Consider the following 17234-nt stretch of genomic DNA (forward strand, 5'->3'; position numbering starts at 1 on the left):
TGGTGCGGCATGGAAATCCGCCCTGCCGGATGCCGCCTGGCAGCACCCGGAGGACAAGCGATAAGGGCTCAGTTCAGGATGGGCGGTGCGTGGCTGGGCGGCAGGACGCGCGGACTTGCGGCAAGGCGCAGGACCGGAAGCGCGGCAAAGCCCAGGGCGATGATGAATGCGATGGCCAGCGCAAGCTGAACGGGATCGGTGCCCGGCAGCATCGGCTGGCCCAGCCCGGCAAAGGCGCAGGGCTTGTCCGCGGTCGTACCGTCCTGATCCGAGGGGTGCGGTTCGTCCATCGGGATCGTGACGGTCAGCGTCGATGGCCCCATGGCGTTGCAGACGCCGACGCTGAACGACAGGGCGCCCGCCTGTGACGGCATCACCATGTACCCGGCGGGGACCAGCAGCTTTGCGCCGAGCACAGCCAGCATCAGCGCGAGAAGGACGCGCGGGCTGGACGAAAAAAGGGCGCGAAGCGTTGCCACGTCCGCGCCCATAATTGTTTCGCCCCGGCTTGTCACCGTGGCGAAGCAACTCCACCGAACCGGGATTGTCATTGCGAGCCGCCAGGGGCGGCGCGGCAATCCATGGTCGGGACGTCCGCCGGATTGCCGCGCGCCTGCGCCGCTCGCAATGACGGGCCGATCAGGCGCCGCCGCCCGCCAGTGCCGCCAGCAGCAGCAGGGCGACGATATTGGTGATCTTGATCATCGGATTGACCGCCGGACCTGCCGTATCCTTGTACGGATCGCCCACCGTGTCGCCGGTCACCGCTGCCTTGTGCGCTTCGGAACCCTTGCCGCCATAATGGCCGTCCTCGATATATTTCTTGGCATTGTCCCATGCCCCGCCGCCCGAAGTCATCGAAATGGCGACGAACAGGCCGGACACGATCACGCCCAGCAGCATCGCGCCCAGCGAGGCAAAGCCGTTGGCCTGTCCGGCGACGGCGGTGATGATGAAATAGACCGCGATCGGGGACAGGACGGGCAACAGCGACGGGACGATCATCTCCTTGATCGCCGCACGCGTCACGATATCGACCGTGCGGGCATAATTGGGTCGGCTGGTCCCCGCCATGATGCCCGGATCCCGGGCGAACTGATCCCGCACATCCTCGACCACGCTGCCTGCCGCGCGGCCCACCGCCGTCATGCCGAACGCCCCGAACAGATAGGGCAGCAGCGCGCCGAGCAGCAGCCCGACGATGACATACGGGTTGGACAGGCTGAAATCGACCTCAACACCGCTGAAGTACCGCTTCAGATCCTCGGTATAGGCACCGAACAGCACCAGCGCGGCGAGGGCAGCGGAGCCGATGGCGTAGCCTTTGGTCACTGCCTTGGTCGTGTTGCCGACCGCGTCCAGCGCGTCCGTCCTTTCCCGCACGCTGTCGTCCAGGCCCGCCATTTCGGCGATGCCGCCGGCATTGTCGGTGACGGGGCCATAGGCATCGAGCGCGACGACCATGCCCGCCAGCGCCAGCAGCGAGGTGGCGGCAAAGGCGACGCCGATGATCCCGGCCAACTGATAGGTGGCGATGACCGCCACGACGATGACGAGCGTTGGCAGCGCGGTCGATTCAAGGCTGATGGCCAGCCCCTGAATGACGTTGGTGCCATGGCCGGTCTGGCTGGCATGGGCGATGGATTTGACCGGGCGGAAATTGGTGCCGGTGTAATATTCGGTGATCCAGACGAGTAGGCCGGTGACGGCCAGCCCGATCATCATGCACCAGAACAGGTCCCATCCGGTGAAGCTGGCGCCCGCATCCGCGACGCTGGTGCCCAGCGGTTCGGACGACAGCGTGTCGCTGGCCGCATCAAGGAATCCGGCGCTGCCGATGGTGGCGTTGAGGTCGCCCAGCGCATAGCTGGTGATCCACCAGATGGCGGGGACGGCCAGGATCGCGGTGGTCCAGAACCCCTTGTACAGCGCGCCCATGATATTGGTGCCGCCGCCCAACCGGACGGCATAGGTGCCAATGATCGAGGTGATGATGCACACCCCGCCGACGCCCAGGGGCAGGCTCATCAACGCGGTCAGCTCGGCATCGCTGCCCGTCACCAGCAGCGCGATCGACACCATGGTCAGGCCAAGGGTGACGACATAGGTTTCGAACAAATCGGCCGCCATGCCGGCGCAATCGCCGACATTGTCGCCCACATTGTCCGCGATGACGGCGGGGTTGCGGGGATCGTCCTCCGGAATGCCCGCCTCCACCTTGCCGACCAGGTCGGCGCCGACATCGGCGGCCTTGGTAAAGATGCCGCCCCCCAGCCGGGCAAAGATCGAGATGAGCGATGCGCCAAAGGCAAGCGCGGTCAGCGCCTCGATGATCTCGCGGTCATTGGGCGCATGGCCGCCGGGGCCGGTCAGATACCAGAAGATGCCGGTGATCGAGAGCAGCCCCAGCCCCGCGACCAGCATCCCCGTAATCGCGCCGGAACGGAAGGCGAGCGTCAACCCGCCCTGAAGGCTGCTGCGCGCCGCCTCTGCCGTGCGGACATTGGCGCGGACCGAGATGTTCATGCCGACATAGCCCGCGACGCCCGACAGGACCGCGCCGATGACAAAGCCGATGGCGGAAAGCGGCCCAAGGGCCGGAACAAGGATCACCGCGACGATCACGCCGACGATGGCAATGGTTCGATATTGCCGGCCCAGATAAGCCTGCGCCCCCTCCTGAATGGCGGCGGCAATATCGCGCATCCTGTCGTTGCCCGCCGATGCCCTGAGCACCTGCTGGCTGGTCAAAACCCCATAGAGTACGGCAATGACGCCGCACGTCAGGGCAATCATCACGATTGTCATTGGCATCCTTCCCCTGCTGTCCGGCCTGCCGGACTCTGTCGGTCCGTGCAGGGCCAGGAAGGGAAAAGGTATAGGCCGACGTCAGTGGCGTGCAAGCTGGGGTTTTAGGGGGTTATTCCGCCGCAGGGACGGTGTCGTATACGACGACCTTGCGCCACAGCGAGGCATTGTCCTTCACAAACTGAAGATGGACCGGATCGACCTGATAGGCGTCCTGATCCGCGGCGCTGGCAAAGCTGACGGTCCAGCTGACCTGATAGCTGTTGTCGACGACGTCGCGCGGCGTGCCGGCGGGCTGGCCGATCTGCCAGCTTTTGATCGTGGCGATGCCCGTCATCTTGCGCAGACCGGCGACCAGCTTCGCCTTGTCCTCGGCACTGTCGGGATTGTTCAGCCAGAAATAGACGTGATGGATGAACGGCGCCTGCGCCGGTGCGTCCGCCGATGCTGCGGCGGGAAACAGGGTGGCAGCAGCCAGTGCGGCGACGCCGGGCAGGGGGGATTTGGCCATGAAACGCTCCATCGTTCGGATGTGAGCGATCGCATAGCATTCCCCCCGTCCGGATAGCCAGCACTGTCACCAGCGCTGGCTGCCGACCGGATCAGCCTTGGGCGCGCTGCGGACGGCCGCCACCGCCGCCACGACGGCGATTGCCGCCGGGGCGACCGCCGCGATTGTCCCCCGCAGGCTTTGAACCCGCCGGCCGGGCGGCGTGGGTCGCCCGCGGACGGCGCGGCCCCTGTTCCTGGCGCGGACGCATCGGGCGATCGGGGCGTTCCGCAGGAACCGGGCCGACGCGGCTCGACTTGATCCGCTCCACCTCGGCCATGAAATTGGCAGGCAGCGGCACGATTTCGATCTTCTGACGGGTCAGCTTCTCGATACCGCGCAGATACGCCTTTTCATCATCGGCGACGAAGCTGAACGCAACGCCGTCCGCCCCGGCACGCGCGGTGCGCCCGATGCGGTGGACATATTGCTCCGCCACGTTGGGCAGTTCGAAATTGATGACATGGCTGACCCCGGAGACGTCGATGCCGCGTGCCGCGATATCGGTTGCGATCAGGATCTTGACTCGGCCGGCGCGGAAATCGGCCAGTGCCTTTTCCCGCTGCGGCTGGCTCTTGTTGCCGTGGATGGCGTGCGAAACGATGCCGTTCGATGCCAGCAACTTTACCACGCGGTCGGCGCCATGCTTGGTGCGGGTGAACACCAGCGCGCGGTCGATCTCGTTCTTCTGAAAGAACAGGGTCAGCAGCGCCTGCTTTTCCTGCTGATTGACGAAAGTGACGAACTGTTCGACGCGTTCGGCGGTGGAGGCGACTGGCGTCACCTGAACCGTGACCGGATCGGTCAGGAAGCCATCGGCAAGCGCCTTGATTTCCTTCGGCATGGTGGCCGAAAAGAACAGCGACTGGCGATCGACCGGCAGCATCTTGATGATGCGCTTCAGCGTGTGGATAAAGCCCAGGTCGAGCATCTGGTCCGCCTCGTCCAGGACGAGGATTTCCAGATCGGCCAAGCTCATGCACCGCTGATCGATCAGGTCCATCAGGCGGCCCGGCGTTGCGACCAGGATGTCGACACCGGCGGCGGTATCGCGGCGGTTACGGCCGATCGGCACGCCGCCGAACACGGTGGCGACGGTCAACTTGGTATGCTTGGCATAGGCGCGGGCGCTGTCGGCAATCTGGCTGGCCAGTTCGCGGGTCGGCGCAAGGACCAGCATCCGGCAGCGCATCGGCTTGCGACGGATGTTCGCCTTAACCAGATTGTCGATCGACGGCAGCATGAAGGCCGCCGTCTTGCCGGTGCCGGTCTGTGCGATGCCGAGCAGGTCGTTGCCATCGAGCAGGGCAGGAATGGCCTGTTGCTGGATCGGGGTCGGGGTGTCGTAATTCTTCTGCGCAAGCGCGTCGAGAACGGACCGCGAAAGCCCGAGCGATTGGAATGTCATGGGAATCCTAAAACAAGTTCGGCTTCCTTTCGCGTACGGCGCACGCAAAAGGGGCTGGGTCAAAAATGACGACCCGCGTGATTAGGGAAGCCGGTGGGGCAGCCGGGGCGAGCCAGGACGCCACACATGAACCCATGTCGACGGCCGATCACGCTGCAAAAAGCCTCGCTGCGAAGCGCGATATGGCAGGACTGCTGCCCGAAGTCAAGGACGACGCCCCGGATTTCCTTGACATTCCGGGCAAGGCGGCCTAGCCACCCGGCTTTCCCGAGACTCTAGATACAGGAAGCGTCCATGGCGCGCGTTACCGTCGAAGATTGCGTCGACAAGGTTCCGAACCGGTTCGATCTGGTGCTGCTTGCCGCTCAGCGCGCCCGCCAGATTTCGGGCGGTGCGGAGCTGACCCTGGATCGCGACCGCGATAAAAACCCGGTCGTCGCCCTGCGTGAAATTGCCGAGGAGACGGTGCGTCCGGATCATCTGGAAGATGCGCTGGTCGGTTCGCTGCAGCGCGTTCAGATCGACGATGAGGAAGCGCCGGACGAAATCGGCAACCTGGCCAGCACGGCAGAGGCGCTGCGCCTGACCGCCGCTGCCCCGGCGCGCAACCAAAATGTCGGCGGCGATTACGACGGCTGATTGCTGTCGATCGGGTCGAGACGCGAAGAACCCCCGCTCCGGCGGGGGTTTTTTGTTGGCCGGGCGGCCGGGCGGCAGGGCGGGCGGCGGGGCGGCGTCAGCCCTCCGCCGGATCGTCCCCGGCTTCCGTCCGTCCCTTGAACCCCTGCGCTACCAGATACCATTCGACCGATCCCTTGCGGCTGGCCGGGGGCTTGGCGTGTTTCACCGTGGCAAAGTTGCGCTTCATTTCCGCGACCAGCGACGAATCGGCACCGCCCGCAAACACCTTGGCAATGAACGCGCCGCCCGGTTCCAGCGTGCGGATCGCGAAATCGGCCGCCGCCTCGACCAGCGCCATCGTGCGGAGCGCATCCGTTTGCGGATGGCCGACAGTATTCGCCGCCATGTCGGAAACGATCAGATCGGGCGCGCCGCCCAGTGATTCGACCAGCCGGTCGGGCGCGGCATCGTCCATGAAATCCATCTGAAGGATGATCGCGCCATCGATCGGATCGACGGGCAGCAGGTCGATGCCGACCACGGCGGCCTTTGGCAGGCGCCGGCGCACGACCTGAGTCCAGCCGCCCGGCGCGATGCCCAGATCGACGACGCGTCGCGCGCCCTTCAGAAAGTCGAACTTTTCATCCAGCTCGATCAGCTTGTAGGCCGCGCGGCTGCGATAGCCCTCTGCCTTGGCGCGGCGGACATATGGGTCGTTGAGCTGCCGTTCCAGCCAGCGCGTGGACTGGGCCGACCGCCCGCGCGCGGTGCGAACCCGCTGATGACCGCCCCGTGATCCCCCGCGGCTCATGCCCGGTCTCCATCCATCAATCGCCGCAAGATGCCCTCGCGGATGCCGCGATCGGCAATGCCCAGTCGGGGCGCGGGCCACAAGTCTAGGATTGCCTCCAGAATCGCGCAGCCCGCCACGACCAGATCGGCCCGTTCCTGTCCGATACAGGGGACGGTCGCGCGCGCCGCCATGTCCATGTCGGCCAATCGCGCGCTAATCCCGCGCATGGCGGGCGCAGGAACGATCAGGCCGTCGACCTGTGCCCGGTCATAGGCGACAAGGCCCAGATGCACGCTGGCCAATGTGGTCACGGTGCCGCTGGTGCCGAGCAGCCGGACATCGGTATCGCCGGGCGGCATCCCGCGTTCCGCCAGCCGCCGGGCAAAAGCGTCGAAGCTTTCCGTCGCAACCGCGTACATCCGGTCATAGGCTGCGCGGTGCCCGCCGCCCGCCCGCTCGCCATGCGCCTCGGTCAGCGACACCACGCCCCAGGGGGCGGAATGCCAGTCAAGCACGCGGGGCACCGGTTCCGTCGCGTCGATCAGCACCAGTTCGGTCGATCCGCCGCCAATGTCGAACACCAGCGCGGGGCCTTCGCCCGGTTCCAGCAGCGCATGGCAGCCGAGCACCGCCAGCCGCGCCTCTTCCTCAGCAGAGATAATGTCCAGCCGGATGCCGGTTTCGGCGCGGACCCGGGCGATGAACTCGCTGCCATTGCTGGCGCGGCGGCACGCCTCTGTCGCGACGGATCGGGCCAGCGTGACCTGACGCCGTTTCAGCTTGTCCGCACAGACCCGAAGGGCGGCAATGGTGCGTTCAATCGCGGCATCGGACAGGCGGCCGCTCGCCGCCAGTCCCTCGCCCAGCCGGACGATCCGCGAAAAGGCGTCGACAACGGCAAACCCGTCGCCCTGCGGGCGGGCGATCAGCAGGCGACAGTTGTTGGTGCCAAGGTCAAGCGCGGCATACAGCCGGGGCTGGCCGCCCCGGCCACGCGCTTTGCCGGCATTGCGCGGCCCGGGCGGGCGTCGACGCGTCGCCATCTCCGGGGCACTTTGATCCCCCATGTAAACCCACTCGCTTATCGTTCTTCCGTCGCGGCGACACGCCGTTCGGTGCTTGGCGTTCAGGGTAGCGAAGCCGGGACAGGGCGGCAAGCCGGGCAGGTGAGTGCCGGGAAGGCGTTGACAGGCATGAACGCTGAACCTATCTGCCCCACACCATTGCCCGATCCTCTAATGGTAAGAGAGCGGACTCTGACTCCGTCAATCAAGGTTCGAATCCTTGTCGGGCATCCAATTCCCTCATCGTCAGCGCAAGTCTACTCGGCCTTAAGGGGCCATCGGGTGCGGACGTGCTTCGGCCAGGATCAGGCCGAACCAGCCGCGATCGTCCTGCCATTCGGCCATCGGGGTCCAGCCGCCGGCCAGCAACAGGGTGCGGGCATCGCGCGCGCCGTATTTGTGGCTGTTTTCCGTGTGGATCGTTTCGCCCGCCGTCATGTTGAACCGGCGGCCGGCGACGTGGAACGCCAGATCGTCCAGCGCCTCCAGATGCATTTCGATGCGGGCCAGCGAATCATTCCAGATCGCCCGGTGGCGGAACCGGTCGACGGGCAGCGTGCCGTCCAGTTCCCGGTTGATCCGCGTCAGCAAGTTGAGGTTAAAGTCGGCCGTGACGCCTGCGGCATCGTCATAGGCGGGGACAAGGACCGATTCGTCCTTGATCCGGTCAATCCCGATCAGCAGCCGCGCGCCGTCGCCCAACGACTGGCGCATGGTGCGCAGCAGGTCGGTGGCGGCCAGCGGGGTCAGATTGCCAATCGTGGAACCCGGGAAAAATCCCAATTTCGGCCTGCCCTGCACGGCGGAAGGCAGCGGCACGGGCGCCATGAAGTTCGCCTCGACCGGAAACACCGCCATGCCCGGAAAGGCGGAGGCGATGCCGCGCGCCGATTCGCGCAGGAAATCGCCGGAAATGTCGATCGGCACATAAGCCGCCGGTTCGATATGGCGCAGCAGGGTCGGCGTCTTGGCCGACGAGCCGGAGCCAAATTCGATCACCGCGCAGCCGGGATCGCATAGACCCGCAAGGTCATCGCCCGCGCATTCCAGCAGGGCCGCTTCGGTGCGGGTGGGATAATATTCGGGTAGGGCGGTAATCGCCTCGAACAGTTCCGAGCCGCGCCGGTCATAGAACCAGCGCGCCGGAATGGCCTTTGGACTGGCGGCAAGCCCGGCCAGCACATCGGCGAGAAACGCCGGATCGGCGTCCAGCGTCGAGATGGCGGGGGCGGCGACTGCCTGTTCCTGATCGGTCCACATGCGCTTACAGGTCCTTTGCGAGGCGGAGGCCGGTGAACTGCCAACGCTGATGCGGATGAAAGAAGTTGCGATAGCTTGCCCGGACATGGCCGCGCGGCGTCGCGCAGCTGCCGCCGCGCAGGACGAACTGCCCGCTCATGAACTTGCCATTATATTCGCCGACGGCCCCCTCGGCCGTGCGAAAGCCGGGATAGGGGCGATAGGCGCTGCCAGTCCATTCCCAGACATCGCCGAAAAAGGCGGGTCCCCCGCGTGCCGGGCGCGGTTCGACCGATCCGGCCCGGTCCAGGAAATTGCCCGCATGGGCATCGTGGCGCGCGGCAGCGGCCTCCCATTCGAACTCGGTTGGCAGGCGTGCGCCCGCCCATGCGGCATAGGCGTCCGCTTCGTACAAGCTGATATGCGTGACCGGCGCTGCGGGATCGAGCGGACGGCGGCCGTCCAGACCGAACCGGGTCCAGGTCCGCCTGTCGCGCCGCCAGTAGAGGGGGCCTTCGATCCGTTCAGCCTGCACCCACGCCCAGCCGTCGGACAGCCACCAGCGCGGCGTTGCATAGCCGCCATCGGCGATGAAATCGGCCCATTCGCCATTGGTGACCGTGCGGTCGGCCAGCGCATGGGGCGCCAGCAGGGCGGCATGGCGCGGCCCTTCGCAGTCAAAGCCAAATCCGGTGCCGTCATGGCCGATATCGATCGGGCCGGATGCACCCTCGATCCAGCGGACCGGGTCGGGCATGGCCACGGGCTGTTTCGGCTCACCGGGCCAGATCGCCGGTTCCAGCGGATTTTGCGCGAACAGGTGGAGGATATCGGTCAGCAGCAGCTCCTGATGCTGCTGTTCGTGATGACAGCCGAGTTCGATCAGTGCCCGTGCCTCGTCGGACAACATGTGCAGCGCATCGGCCAGCGCGGCATCGACGGCGCGGCGCCATTCGATGACCTGATCCAGTGTCGGACGCGTGACCATGCCGCGCCGGGGCCGGGCGTGCCGTTGGCCCTCCGCCTCGTAATAGCTGTTGAACAGATAGGGCAGGCGATCATCGTACAGGCGGTAGCCGGGCAGGTGATCGCGCAGGATGAATGTTTCGAAAAACCATGTCGTGTGCGCCAGATGCCATTTGGCAGGGCTGGCATCGTCCATCGACTGAACGGTGGCGTCCGCATCGCTGAGGCGCTCGACCAGCGCCTCGCTCAACCGGCGAACCCGAAGATAGTGATCGGTCAGATCCCGATCGTTGTTCTTGACCGCCCGTTCGTCGCGCATCGGCATTCCCCCTGACGGCTGGGGTTCGTTCGTGCCGGCCACGGTGTTACGGCCGGCATCGGGAAATGATGCGGCCGGTCGTCAGGTCGCCCGCGATGCCCCTGGTTGCCATAGAACGTCGCCGGACCCGTTTTGGTTCACTGTCCGGCACAGAACAAAAAGCAGGTCCGACAGCCGGTTCAGGTAACGGAGCGCATCAGGATTGATCGCGCAGTCGGCTGCGGCGGCAACAGCCGCGCGTTCGGCCCGGCGCGAAATCGCCCGTGCCAGGTGCAATGCCGCAGCAGCCGGCGTGCCGCCGGGCAGGATGAAGCTGGTCAGCGGGGCCAGATCGTCGTTCAGCCGGTCGATCCTGTCCTCGATCCACGATACCTGGTCCGGCACGATCCGCAGCGCAGCCGATGGCGCCTCATCGGCGACAATCGGTGTGGCAAGATCGGCACCCAGATCGAACAGGTCGTTCTGGATTCGGGTCAGCATCGCCTGAACCGGGGCGGACAGGCCGGGTGCGGCCAGAGCGACGCCGATCGCGCTGTTCGCCTCGTCCACCTCGCCGATCGCGTGAAGGCGCGGATCATGCTTGGCGACCCGCGAACCATCGACCAGCCCGGTCGTGCCGTCATCGCCGGTGCGGGTATAGATGCGGTTCAGCTTGACCATCGCAATGCCCCCGAAGCGCGGATCAGGTGCGCCCGGCGGCGAACAGGATCACGACGACGATCAGGATGGCCAGCGCCTGAAACATCACGCGCGCCTGCATCATCTTGTTCGATTTGACGCTGGATGCGGCAGGACCCTCCCCCTTCAGCTCCGCTTCCGTGGTCTGCAGGAATGCGATGATGCCGCGGATCAGCGCCACCAGCGTGGCGATCATGGCGGCGACGAGCAGGATGATGAGGAAGGTCTGCATGATGCTTATCTAGGGTGCGACCAGGCGAAATCCAAGCGGCAGTTGCCCCTGTCGCAACCCGTCGGCCAACACCGTGCCATCCATGCCGGCGGCGCGCAGATCGGCCAGCGATGCCGCCCGGTCCCGCTTGGCAAGCCGGTGCCCGTCCGCATCCCCGATCAGCGCGTGATGATGATAGTCCGGCACCGGCAGGCCGAGCAGCGATTGCAGCAGACGGTGGACATGGGTGGCGTGAAACAGGTCCTGTCCGCGCACCACCATCGTCACCCCCTGTGCCGCGTCATCCACCGTTACCGCCAGGTGATAGCTGGCCGGCGCATCCTTTCGCGCCAGCACGACGTCGCCGAACAGGTCGGGTCGGGCGTCGATCCTTCCCGTCCGGGCATCGCGCCACGTCAATGGGCCGGCACGGGCAATGGCGGCGGCCATGTCCAGCCGCCAACTGTGCGCATCGCCCGCGGCTAGGCGGGCGTGCCGTTCAGCGTCCGGCAGCGCACGGCACGTGCCGGGGTAGAGCGGACCATCCGGCCCATGCGGGGCGGACAGGCTGGCCGCAACCTCGCGCGCAATGTCGGCCCGGGTGCAGAAACAGGGATAGACCAGCCCATCGGTGCGCAGCCGGTCGAGCGCCGCGCCATAGGCAGTGTGCCGGCTCGACTGGAACCAGACGGGCAGCTCCCATTCAAGGCCGAGCCAGTCGAGATCGGCAAAGATCGCGTCAACGAATTCCGGCCGACTTCGCCCGGCGTCCAGATCCTCGATCCGCACCAGAAACCGGCCGCCCGCTTCCGCCGCCAACCGTGCCGCCGTCACCGCCGACAGCGCATGGCCCAGGTGGAGCGGCCCGGTGGGGCTGGGCGCAAAGCGGGTGACCACAAACTTATCCACAGATTCCTCAACATGTTCGGGTTGACCCGGCCAAAGCGGCCATGCTGTCATAGTGCCGTCATCCTTTCCGGCGAAAGGGTGGCGCGCATGGTGAGGGAGACAGGATGTTTCATCCCGATCTGATCCGGCATCCCGACGGGTGCCCCGCGCTGGTGCTGAATGCGGACTATACACCGCTCAGCTATTATCCGCTGAGCGTCTGGCCGTGGCAGACAGCGATCAAGGCCGTGTTCCTGGAACGCGTCGATATCGTCGCCCATTACGAGCGCGAGATTCGCAGCCCGACGGCGCGGATCAAGCTTCCCTCCGTCATTGCGCTCAAGCAATATGTGCGGCCGTCGCAATTCCCGGCGTTCACGCGGTTCAACCTGTTCCTGCGCGACAAGTTCGCCTGTCAGTATTGCGGCAGCCCGCGCGACCTGACGTTCGATCATGTCGTGCCGCGCGCCCAAGGTGGCCGGACCACTTGGGAAAATGTCGTCACCGCCTGTGCGCCGTGCAACCTGAAAAAAGGGGGGCGCACCCCGAAACAGGCCGCAATGCCGTTGCACATCGCGCCCATTCGCCCGACCAACTGGCAGTTGCAGGAACATGGGCGGCGGTTCCCGCCCAATTACCTGCACGATACATGGCACGACTGGCTGTACTGGGACATCGAACTGGAAGCATGACCCGCGCATGGCCGCGGTTGCGCCATCGTTTATTGCAGCGACAGGGTGTCGGGGATATCGATGCCCATGGCCCAGCCGTCCGTGCTTGCCGACGGCGTATTAGATAAGTAAAACACCACATCATGTTCAAATGGTTTCGCAAGGCGCCGACGCCCGATCCCCTTGCCCCCGGCGCGGAGTTCATGCCCGCCGGCCGCAGCGGTGCGGAGGCGGCGCTGCCCGCGATTGCGAAGCGGCGCTGGCTAACCTGGCGGATGGCCTCGCGGGTGACAGGCATCCTTCTGGTGCTGTTGATCCTGGCGATCGGCTGGCTGGCGCTGACGGCGCCGCTGTCCAAATCGCTGGAACCGCCCGTGCCGCCGTCGATCACGCTGCTGTCCGCAGAGGGCACGCCGATTGCCCGATCCGGTGCGCGGATCGAGGATCCGGTGGATGCCGCCAAGCTGCCCGACCATGTTGTCGAGGCGTTCCTGGCTATCGAGGATCGCCGGTTCCACTCGCACTGGGGCGTCGATCCGCGCGGCATCCTGCGCGCGGTATTCCACAACAGCTTCAGCGATGGCCGGTCGCAGGGCGCGAGCACGATCACGCAACAGCTGGCCAAGAACGCCTTCCTCAATTCCGACCGCACCTTTACCCGCAAGGCGCGGGAGGTACTGATCGCCTTCTGGCTGGAAGCGTGGCTGACCAAGGATGAGATCCTGTCGCGCTATCTGTCGAACGTCTATTTCGGCGATAATGTCTATGGCCTGCGCGCAGCCGCCCGGCATTATTTCAGCCGGGGGCCAGAGGACCTGACCACGGCGCAGGCGGCGATGCTGGCCGGGCTGGTCAAGGCGCCGTCGCGGCTGGCCCCCACGACCAACCTTGCCGGCGCACGGGCACGGCAGGCGCTGGTGGTGCAGGCGATGGTCGAGGCCGGGTTCCTGACCAAGGACGCGGCAGAGGTAGTTCGCCCCGCCAGCCTGCGCGTCGAAAAGAGCGATACGGTGCCGACCGGCACCTATTTCAGCGACTGGGTGCTGCCCGAGGCGCGCGACCGGGCCGGCGGCGTCGAAAACGGCGTGCAGATCCGCACCACGCTGGAAACCAGGATGCAGAAGGCGGCCGAGGGCGCGGTGAAATCCGCCCGCCTGACCAAGGCGCAGGTGGCGATCGTCGCCATGCGGCCCGACGGGCGGGTCATCGCCATGGTGGGTGGCAAGGATTACCGGCAGAACCAGTTCAACCGGGCAACGGCAGCCAACCGGCAGCCGGGATCGACGTTCAAGCTGTTCGTCTATCTGGCGGCGCTGCGTTCGGGGATGCGGCCCAGCGACCGGGTGGAGGATACACCGCTGACCATCGCGGGGTGGAGCCCCAAGAATGACGGCGGGCGTTATCGCGGCAGCATGAGCCTGGAGGGGGCCTTTGCCTGGTCCAGCAACGTCGCTGCCGCCCGGCTGACCAATGAAGTGGGGCCGCGCGCGGTGATTCGGGCGGCCCGCGACCTGGGCGTCACATCGCCCATTCCGGCCGAGGCGACGATTGCGCTTGGCACGCCATCGGTGTCGCTGCTGGAACTGACCGCCGCCTATGCCGCCATTGCGGCCGGCGAATATCCGGTGAAGCCGCGCGGCCTGGCCGAGGATGAGGGCGGCGATTCCAGCTGGCTGAGCCGCCTGACCAGCGGCCGGCGCAGCATCGGTTCGCGCGAGCTTGAGGACATGCGCCAGCTGCTGCGGGCGGTGGTGGACAAGGGCTCGGGCAGTGCCGCCCGGCTGCCCGTGCCCGTCTATGGCAAAACGGGCACGACGCAGGACAGCCGCGATGGCTGGTTCATCGGCTATGCCGAGGGTGTCGTGGTCGGTGTGTGGCTGGGCAATGACGACAATACGCCCAATCCCGGTCTGTCCGGCGGCGGCCTGCCCGCGCGGCTGTGGCGCGACGTGATGCGGCGCGCGATCGACCTGCCCGAGGATGAGCCGGTGCTGACCAACGAGACGGAGGGGCTCGACCTTGGCAATCTAATCGATGGGATCGGCGAGGACGGCGGCGAGCCGGAGCCGGGCGAACCGGTGTTCGATGCCCAGCTGGGCGACGGCACCAGCGTGGTGATCGACCGGGAGGGCGGCGTCGAGCTGGTCCGGCCGGAGGATCGACGCCAGCAGCGCCGCGATGCGCCGATCCAGCTCGACCTGCGCGGCCCGCGCGCGCCTGCGCCCCGTGCCGATCCGCCGGAGCCGCAGGGGGAGGGGGAATAACCGCGCGATTGACGGGCGGCCCGGCTGGGGCATAGGGCTGCGCGCAATATCCCCACCGGTCTTTGCAGCAGGGCTTCATGCGCTTTTTCTCCGACAATGCCGCGCCTGCCTGTCCGGCCGTGATCGATGCGATCCTGAGCGCGAACCGACAGGACACCGCCTATGACGGGGATGCGCTGAGCGGGGCGCTCGATGCCCGCTTCTCGGCGCTGTTCGAAACCGACGTTGCGGTGCTGTGGGTTGCGACAGGCACGGCTGCCAACTGCCTGGCGCTGGCGGCGATGTGCCCGCCCGATGGCGGCATCCTGTGCCATCGCGAGGCGCATATCATCGTCGACGAAGCAGGCGCGCCGGAGTTTTTCACCCATGGCGCGCGGCTGATGCCGCTGGAGGGCAAGGGCGCAAAGCTGACCCTGGACGTGCTGACCGCCGCCTTGGGGGCGATCCGGCCGGACGTGCATCAGGTGCAGGCCCACGCCATTTCGATCACCAACGCGACGGAATGGGGCCTGTCCTACACGCCGGACGAGGTGGCGGCGATCGGCGCGGTTGCGCGCGCTCATGGCCTTGGCCTGCACATGGATGGCGCCCGCTTTGCCAATGCGGTGGCGCATCGCGGCTGTACCCCGGCAGAGATCACCTGGCGCGCGGGCGTCGATGCGCTGAGTTTCGGCTTCATCAAGAATGGCGGGATGGGCGCGGAGGCGCTGGTCTTTTTCCGGCCCGAACTGGCGGCTGGCGCACGGCGGCGGCGCAAGCGGGCAGGCCAGCTTCAGTCGAAGGGCCGGTACCTGGCGGCGCAGCTCCTGGCGATGCTGGACGGCGATGTCTGGCTGGCCAATGCGCGCGCGGCCAATGCGGGCGCGGCGATGCTGGCCGATGCAGCCGGCGCTCGGCTGATCCATCCGGTCGAGGCGAACGAGGTATTTCTGCGGGTGACGGCGGACGAGGCCGCATCGCTGCGCGGACAGGGATTTGATTTCTACGACTGGGGGCCGGGCGAGGCGCGGCTTGTCGTCAGCTGGGATCAGGACGCGGCGGCGGTGCGGCCGCTGGCCGATGCGATCCGCGCCCTGTGAACGCAGAAGGTTCCGTCCCGGCGGCGTCGCGCGCCTCTGTCCTTATCCCCTTTGCCATCGTCACGCTGATCTGGGGATCGACCTGGATCGTCATCCGAGATCAGTTGAGCGTCGTTCCCGCCAACTGGTCAGTCGCTTATCGCTTTGCCATTGCCGGGGTCGCCATGCTGGCCTGGGCCGCGATCCGGCGGGAGCCGATGCGGCTGGACGCGCGCGGCTGGCGCTTTGCCGCGATGCTGGGCGTCACTCAGTTCGTGCTGAATTTCAACTTCGTCTATCAGGCGGAACGGTTCATCACCTCCGGCCTGGTCGCGGTCGTGTTTGCGCTGCTGATCGTGCCCAATGCCGTCCTGTCGTGGCGGTTTCTGGGTCAGCGGGTGACGCGCGGGTTCCTGATCGGATCGGCGATCGCCATGGCGGGCACCGCGCTGCTTTTCATCCACGAACTGCGCGCTGATCCCAATGGCGCCGGCGATGTCGCGCTGGGCATCGGGATCACCCTGTTGGGTGTGATGAGCGCATCCAGCGCCAATGTGCTGCAGGGAACGCAGACGGCGCGCGCTTATCCCATGGCGACGATGCTGGGCCATGCGATGCTGATCGGTGCGGTGATCGACGCGCTTGCGGCGCTGGCGCTGGTCGGGCCGCCGGTGTTCGACTGGCGACCGGGCTATATCGCCGGGCTGCTGTTCCTGGGGATTGCCGGATCGGCGGTTGCATTCCCCCTTTATTACGGGGTCATCCGGGCGATCGGCCCGGCGCGGGCGGCCTATAACGGCGTGGTCGTGCCCGTCATCGCGATGCTGCTGTCGACGCTGTTCGAAGGCTATCGCTGGTCGGTGCTGGCCGCGCTGGGCGGCGTGCTGGTGCTGGTCGGGCTGGTGGTTGCGTTAAGGGCGCGCAAACCGGCGCGATAATCGGGGTAGTCGGGCCGCCAGCCGAGCACCCGCCGGGCGCGGTCATTGGCGATCCGGCGGTTTTCCGCATAGAAATCGCGGGCCATTGGGGACAGCTTTGCCTGTTCAAGCGTCAAAAGGGGCGGCAGCGGCAGGCCGGTCAGCAGACAGGCATAAGCGATCACGTCATTCTGGCTGCACGGATGATCGTCGGCCAGGTTGTAGATGCCGGCAGGCGCGGACATGCCGGCCAGCACGCCCGATGCGATGTCGTCGACATGGACGCGGCTGAATACCTGACCCGGCAGGTCGATGCGGTTGGCCCGCCCTTCGCGCACCCGGTCGATCGCCGAACGGCCGGGGCCATAGATGCCGGGCAGGCGAAAGATGCTGGCCCCCAGCGCCTGCCATGCCAGATCGGCGGCCGCCCGCGCGCTGCGCCGTCCGGCACCGATGGGCGCGCATTCATCGACCCACGCCCCGCCGGTGTCGCCATAAACGCCGGTTGCGGACAGATAGCCCAGCCAGCCGCCATGCACCCGCAGCGCATCGCCATACCGATCGATTACCGGATCGCCTCCGGTCGCCGGATCGGGCGGGACAGAGGAAAGAAGGTGCGTCGCCGCCGCCATCGCCGCCGATACGGCATGGGCATCGTCAAACCGGATCGTCCCGTCCCGCCCGTCGCGCGTGGTCCCCATCACCACCGTGCCATGGGTCGATGCAAGCGCGGCGATCCGCGCCGAGGTATAGCCCATGCCGAAGATCAAGAGGCGCAT

General features: G+C 66.6%; 18 protein-coding genes and 1 tRNA gene. 7 read left to right on the forward strand and 12 right to left on the reverse strand.

Annotated features, from left to right (window positions below; all coding sequences use genetic code 11):
• Nucleotides 1–68 precede the first annotated feature (68 nt).
• The 4 genes from ACNI3Q_RS07780 to ACNI3Q_RS07795 all read right to left on the reverse strand — a co-directional run bounded on the left by ACNI3Q_RS07780 (nt 69) and on the right by ACNI3Q_RS07795 (nt 4766).
• Nucleotides 69–479, reverse strand: a complete 411-nt coding sequence (locus ACNI3Q_RS07780; protein WP_426275474.1) for a hypothetical protein — start codon at nt 477–479, stop codon at nt 69–71.
• Between the two features lie 160 nt (nt 480–639).
• On the reverse strand, nt 640–2808 hold the full coding sequence (locus ACNI3Q_RS07785) for a sodium-translocating pyrophosphatase (protein WP_426275476.1): 2169 nt from the start codon (nt 2806–2808) through the stop codon (nt 640–642).
• Between the two features lie 112 nt (nt 2809–2920).
• Nucleotides 2921–3319: a Dabb family protein gene (locus ACNI3Q_RS07790; protein ID WP_426275478.1), complete on the reverse strand. Its 399-nt coding sequence runs from the start codon at nt 3317–3319 to the stop codon at nt 2921–2923.
• A gap of 91 nt (nt 3320–3410) precedes the next feature.
• A complete protein-coding gene (locus tag ACNI3Q_RS07795) occupies nt 3411–4766 on the reverse strand; it encodes a DEAD/DEAH box helicase (RefSeq protein ID WP_260021196.1) in 1356 nt (451 codons plus the stop codon).
• 65 nt (nt 4767–4831) lie between these two features.
• Between ACNI3Q_RS07795 and ACNI3Q_RS07800 the strand changes: the two genes are divergently transcribed.
• Nucleotides 4832–5020 carry a hypothetical protein gene (locus tag ACNI3Q_RS07800; RefSeq protein WP_426275480.1) on the forward strand — a complete coding sequence of 63 codons (189 nt, stop codon included), beginning with the start codon at nt 4832–4834 and terminating at the stop codon, nt 5018–5020.
• A 40-nt stretch (nt 5021–5060) separates the two neighbouring features.
• Nucleotides 5061–5405, forward strand: coding sequence for a DNA-directed RNA polymerase subunit omega (gene rpoZ / locus ACNI3Q_RS07805; protein ID WP_260021201.1), 345 nt, complete (start codon nt 5061–5063; stop codon nt 5403–5405).
• Between the two features lie 97 nt (nt 5406–5502).
• Here rpoZ and ACNI3Q_RS07810 read toward each other — a convergent pair whose 3' ends face one another.
• A complete protein-coding gene (locus tag ACNI3Q_RS07810; RefSeq protein ID WP_426275482.1) occupies nt 5503–6198 on the reverse strand; it encodes an RlmE family RNA methyltransferase in 696 nt (231 codons plus the stop codon).
• The gene (locus ACNI3Q_RS07815) at nt 6195–7223 is read right to left on the reverse strand and encodes a Ppx/GppA phosphatase family protein (protein WP_426275484.1); all 1029 of its coding nucleotides are present in this window, start codon (nt 7221–7223) and stop codon (nt 6195–6197) included. Before ACNI3Q_RS07815 ends, ACNI3Q_RS07810 begins: the two co-directional genes overlap by 4 nt.
• A 181-nt stretch (nt 7224–7404) precedes the next feature.
• Here ACNI3Q_RS07815 and ACNI3Q_RS07820 point away from each other — a divergent pair.
• Nucleotides 7405–7478 (forward strand) — tRNA-Gln (locus ACNI3Q_RS07820).
• A 33-nt stretch (nt 7479–7511) separates the two neighbouring features.
• On the opposite strand, the gene egtD is transcribed toward ACNI3Q_RS07820, so the two are convergent.
• From egtD to gluQRS, 5 genes are all read right to left on the reverse strand, one after another.
• The gene (gene egtD, locus ACNI3Q_RS07825) at nt 7512–8504 is read right to left on the reverse strand and encodes an L-histidine N(alpha)-methyltransferase (protein WP_426275486.1); all 993 of its coding nucleotides are present in this window, start codon (nt 8502–8504) and stop codon (nt 7512–7514) included.
• Between the two features lie 4 nt (nt 8505–8508).
• Nucleotides 8509–9768 (reverse strand): ergothioneine biosynthesis protein EgtB, encoded by a 1260-nt coding sequence (gene egtB / locus ACNI3Q_RS07830; protein ID WP_426275488.1) that lies wholly within the window; start codon nt 9766–9768, stop codon nt 8509–8511.
• Nucleotides 9769–9849: 81 nt separating this feature from the next.
• A complete protein-coding gene (locus ACNI3Q_RS07835; protein ID WP_426275490.1) occupies nt 9850–10428 on the reverse strand; it encodes a cob(I)yrinic acid a,c-diamide adenosyltransferase in 579 nt (192 codons plus the stop codon).
• A gap of 22 nt (nt 10429–10450) precedes the next feature.
• Nucleotides 10451–10678: a twin transmembrane helix small protein gene (locus tag ACNI3Q_RS07840; protein WP_426275492.1), complete on the reverse strand. Its 228-nt coding sequence runs from the start codon at nt 10676–10678 to the stop codon at nt 10451–10453.
• 9 nt (nt 10679–10687) lie between these two features.
• Nucleotides 10688–11566 (reverse strand): tRNA glutamyl-Q(34) synthetase GluQRS, encoded by an 879-nt coding sequence (gene gluQRS, locus ACNI3Q_RS07845; protein WP_426275494.1) that lies wholly within the window; start codon nt 11564–11566, stop codon nt 10688–10690.
• A 104-nt stretch (nt 11567–11670) separates the two neighbouring features.
• On the opposite strand from gluQRS, the gene ACNI3Q_RS07850 reads away from it, so the two are divergent.
• The 4 genes from ACNI3Q_RS07850 to ACNI3Q_RS07865 all read left to right on the forward strand — a co-directional run bounded on the left by ACNI3Q_RS07850 (nt 11671) and on the right by ACNI3Q_RS07865 (nt 16476).
• Entirely contained in the window at nt 11671–12237 is a 567-nt protein-coding gene (locus ACNI3Q_RS07850; RefSeq protein WP_260021211.1) for an HNH endonuclease, read from the forward strand.
• Between the two features lie 122 nt (nt 12238–12359).
• The gene (locus ACNI3Q_RS07855; protein WP_426275496.1) at nt 12360–14480 is read left to right on the forward strand and encodes a transglycosylase domain-containing protein; all 2121 of its coding nucleotides are present in this window, start codon (nt 12360–12362) and stop codon (nt 14478–14480) included.
• Nucleotides 14481–14557: 77 nt separating this feature from the next.
• Complete coding sequence (locus tag ACNI3Q_RS07860; RefSeq protein WP_426275498.1) at nt 14558–15559, forward strand: threonine aldolase family protein; 1002 nt, start codon at nt 14558–14560, stop codon at nt 15557–15559.
• Complete coding sequence (locus ACNI3Q_RS07865; RefSeq protein ID WP_426275500.1) at nt 15556–16476, forward strand: DMT family transporter; 921 nt, start codon at nt 15556–15558, stop codon at nt 16474–16476. The genes ACNI3Q_RS07860 and ACNI3Q_RS07865 overlap by 4 nt, the downstream gene beginning before the upstream one ends.
• Here the strand turns inward: ACNI3Q_RS07865 and ACNI3Q_RS07870 are convergent.
• On the reverse strand, nt 16386–17234 hold the full coding sequence (locus tag ACNI3Q_RS07870) for a Rossmann-fold NAD(P)-binding domain-containing protein (RefSeq protein WP_426275502.1): 849 nt from the start codon (nt 17232–17234) through the stop codon (nt 16386–16388). The genes ACNI3Q_RS07865 and ACNI3Q_RS07870 overlap by 91 nt on opposite strands.

Source organism: Sphingomonas eleionomae, from assembly GCF_049889035.1.
Taxonomy (GTDB): Bacteria; Pseudomonadota; Alphaproteobacteria; order Sphingomonadales; family Sphingomonadaceae; genus Sphingomonas.

Coding starts and splice junctions, on each gene's coding strand:
- ACNI3Q_RS07800 (WP_426275480.1), top strand. CDS start 4,832: ATGACGACCCGCGTGATTAGGGAAGCCGGTGGGGCAGCCGGGGCGAGC.
- rpoZ (WP_260021201.1), top strand. CDS start 5,061: ATGGCGCGCGTTACCGTCGAAGATTGCGTCGACAAGGTTCCGAACCGG.
- ACNI3Q_RS07795 (WP_260021196.1), bottom strand. CDS start 4,766: ATGACATTCCAATCGCTCGGGCTTTCGCGGTCCGTTCTCGACGCGCTT.
- ACNI3Q_RS07840 (WP_426275492.1), bottom strand. CDS start 10,678: ATGCAGACCTTCCTCATCATCCTGCTCGTCGCCGCCATGATCGCCACG.
- ACNI3Q_RS07870 (WP_426275502.1), bottom strand. CDS start 17,234: ATGCGCCTCTTGATCTTCGGCATGGGCTATACCTCGGCGCGGATCGCC.
- ACNI3Q_RS07855 (WP_426275496.1), top strand. CDS start 12,360: ATGTTCAAATGGTTTCGCAAGGCGCCGACGCCCGATCCCCTTGCCCCC.
- ACNI3Q_RS07815 (WP_426275484.1), bottom strand. CDS start 7,223: ATGGCGACGCGTCGACGCCCGCCCGGGCCGCGCAATGCCGGCAAAGCG.
- ACNI3Q_RS07860 (WP_426275498.1), top strand. CDS start 14,558: ATGCGCTTTTTCTCCGACAATGCCGCGCCTGCCTGTCCGGCCGTGATC.
- egtB (WP_426275488.1), bottom strand. CDS start 9,768: ATGCGCGACGAACGGGCGGTCAAGAACAACGATCGGGATCTGACCGAT.
- ACNI3Q_RS07785 (WP_426275476.1), bottom strand. CDS start 2,808: ATGACAATCGTGATGATTGCCCTGACGTGCGGCGTCATTGCCGTACTC.
- ACNI3Q_RS07850 (WP_260021211.1), top strand. CDS start 11,671: ATGTTTCATCCCGATCTGATCCGGCATCCCGACGGGTGCCCCGCGCTG.
- egtD (WP_426275486.1), bottom strand. CDS start 8,504: ATGTGGACCGATCAGGAACAGGCAGTCGCCGCCCCCGCCATCTCGACG.
- ACNI3Q_RS07790 (WP_426275478.1), bottom strand. CDS start 3,319: ATGGCCAAATCCCCCCTGCCCGGCGTCGCCGCACTGGCTGCTGCCACC.
- ACNI3Q_RS07835 (WP_426275490.1), bottom strand. CDS start 10,428: ATGGTCAAGCTGAACCGCATCTATACCCGCACCGGCGATGACGGCACG.
- ACNI3Q_RS07810 (WP_426275482.1), bottom strand. CDS start 6,198: ATGAGCCGCGGGGGATCACGGGGCGGTCATCAGCGGGTTCGCACCGCG.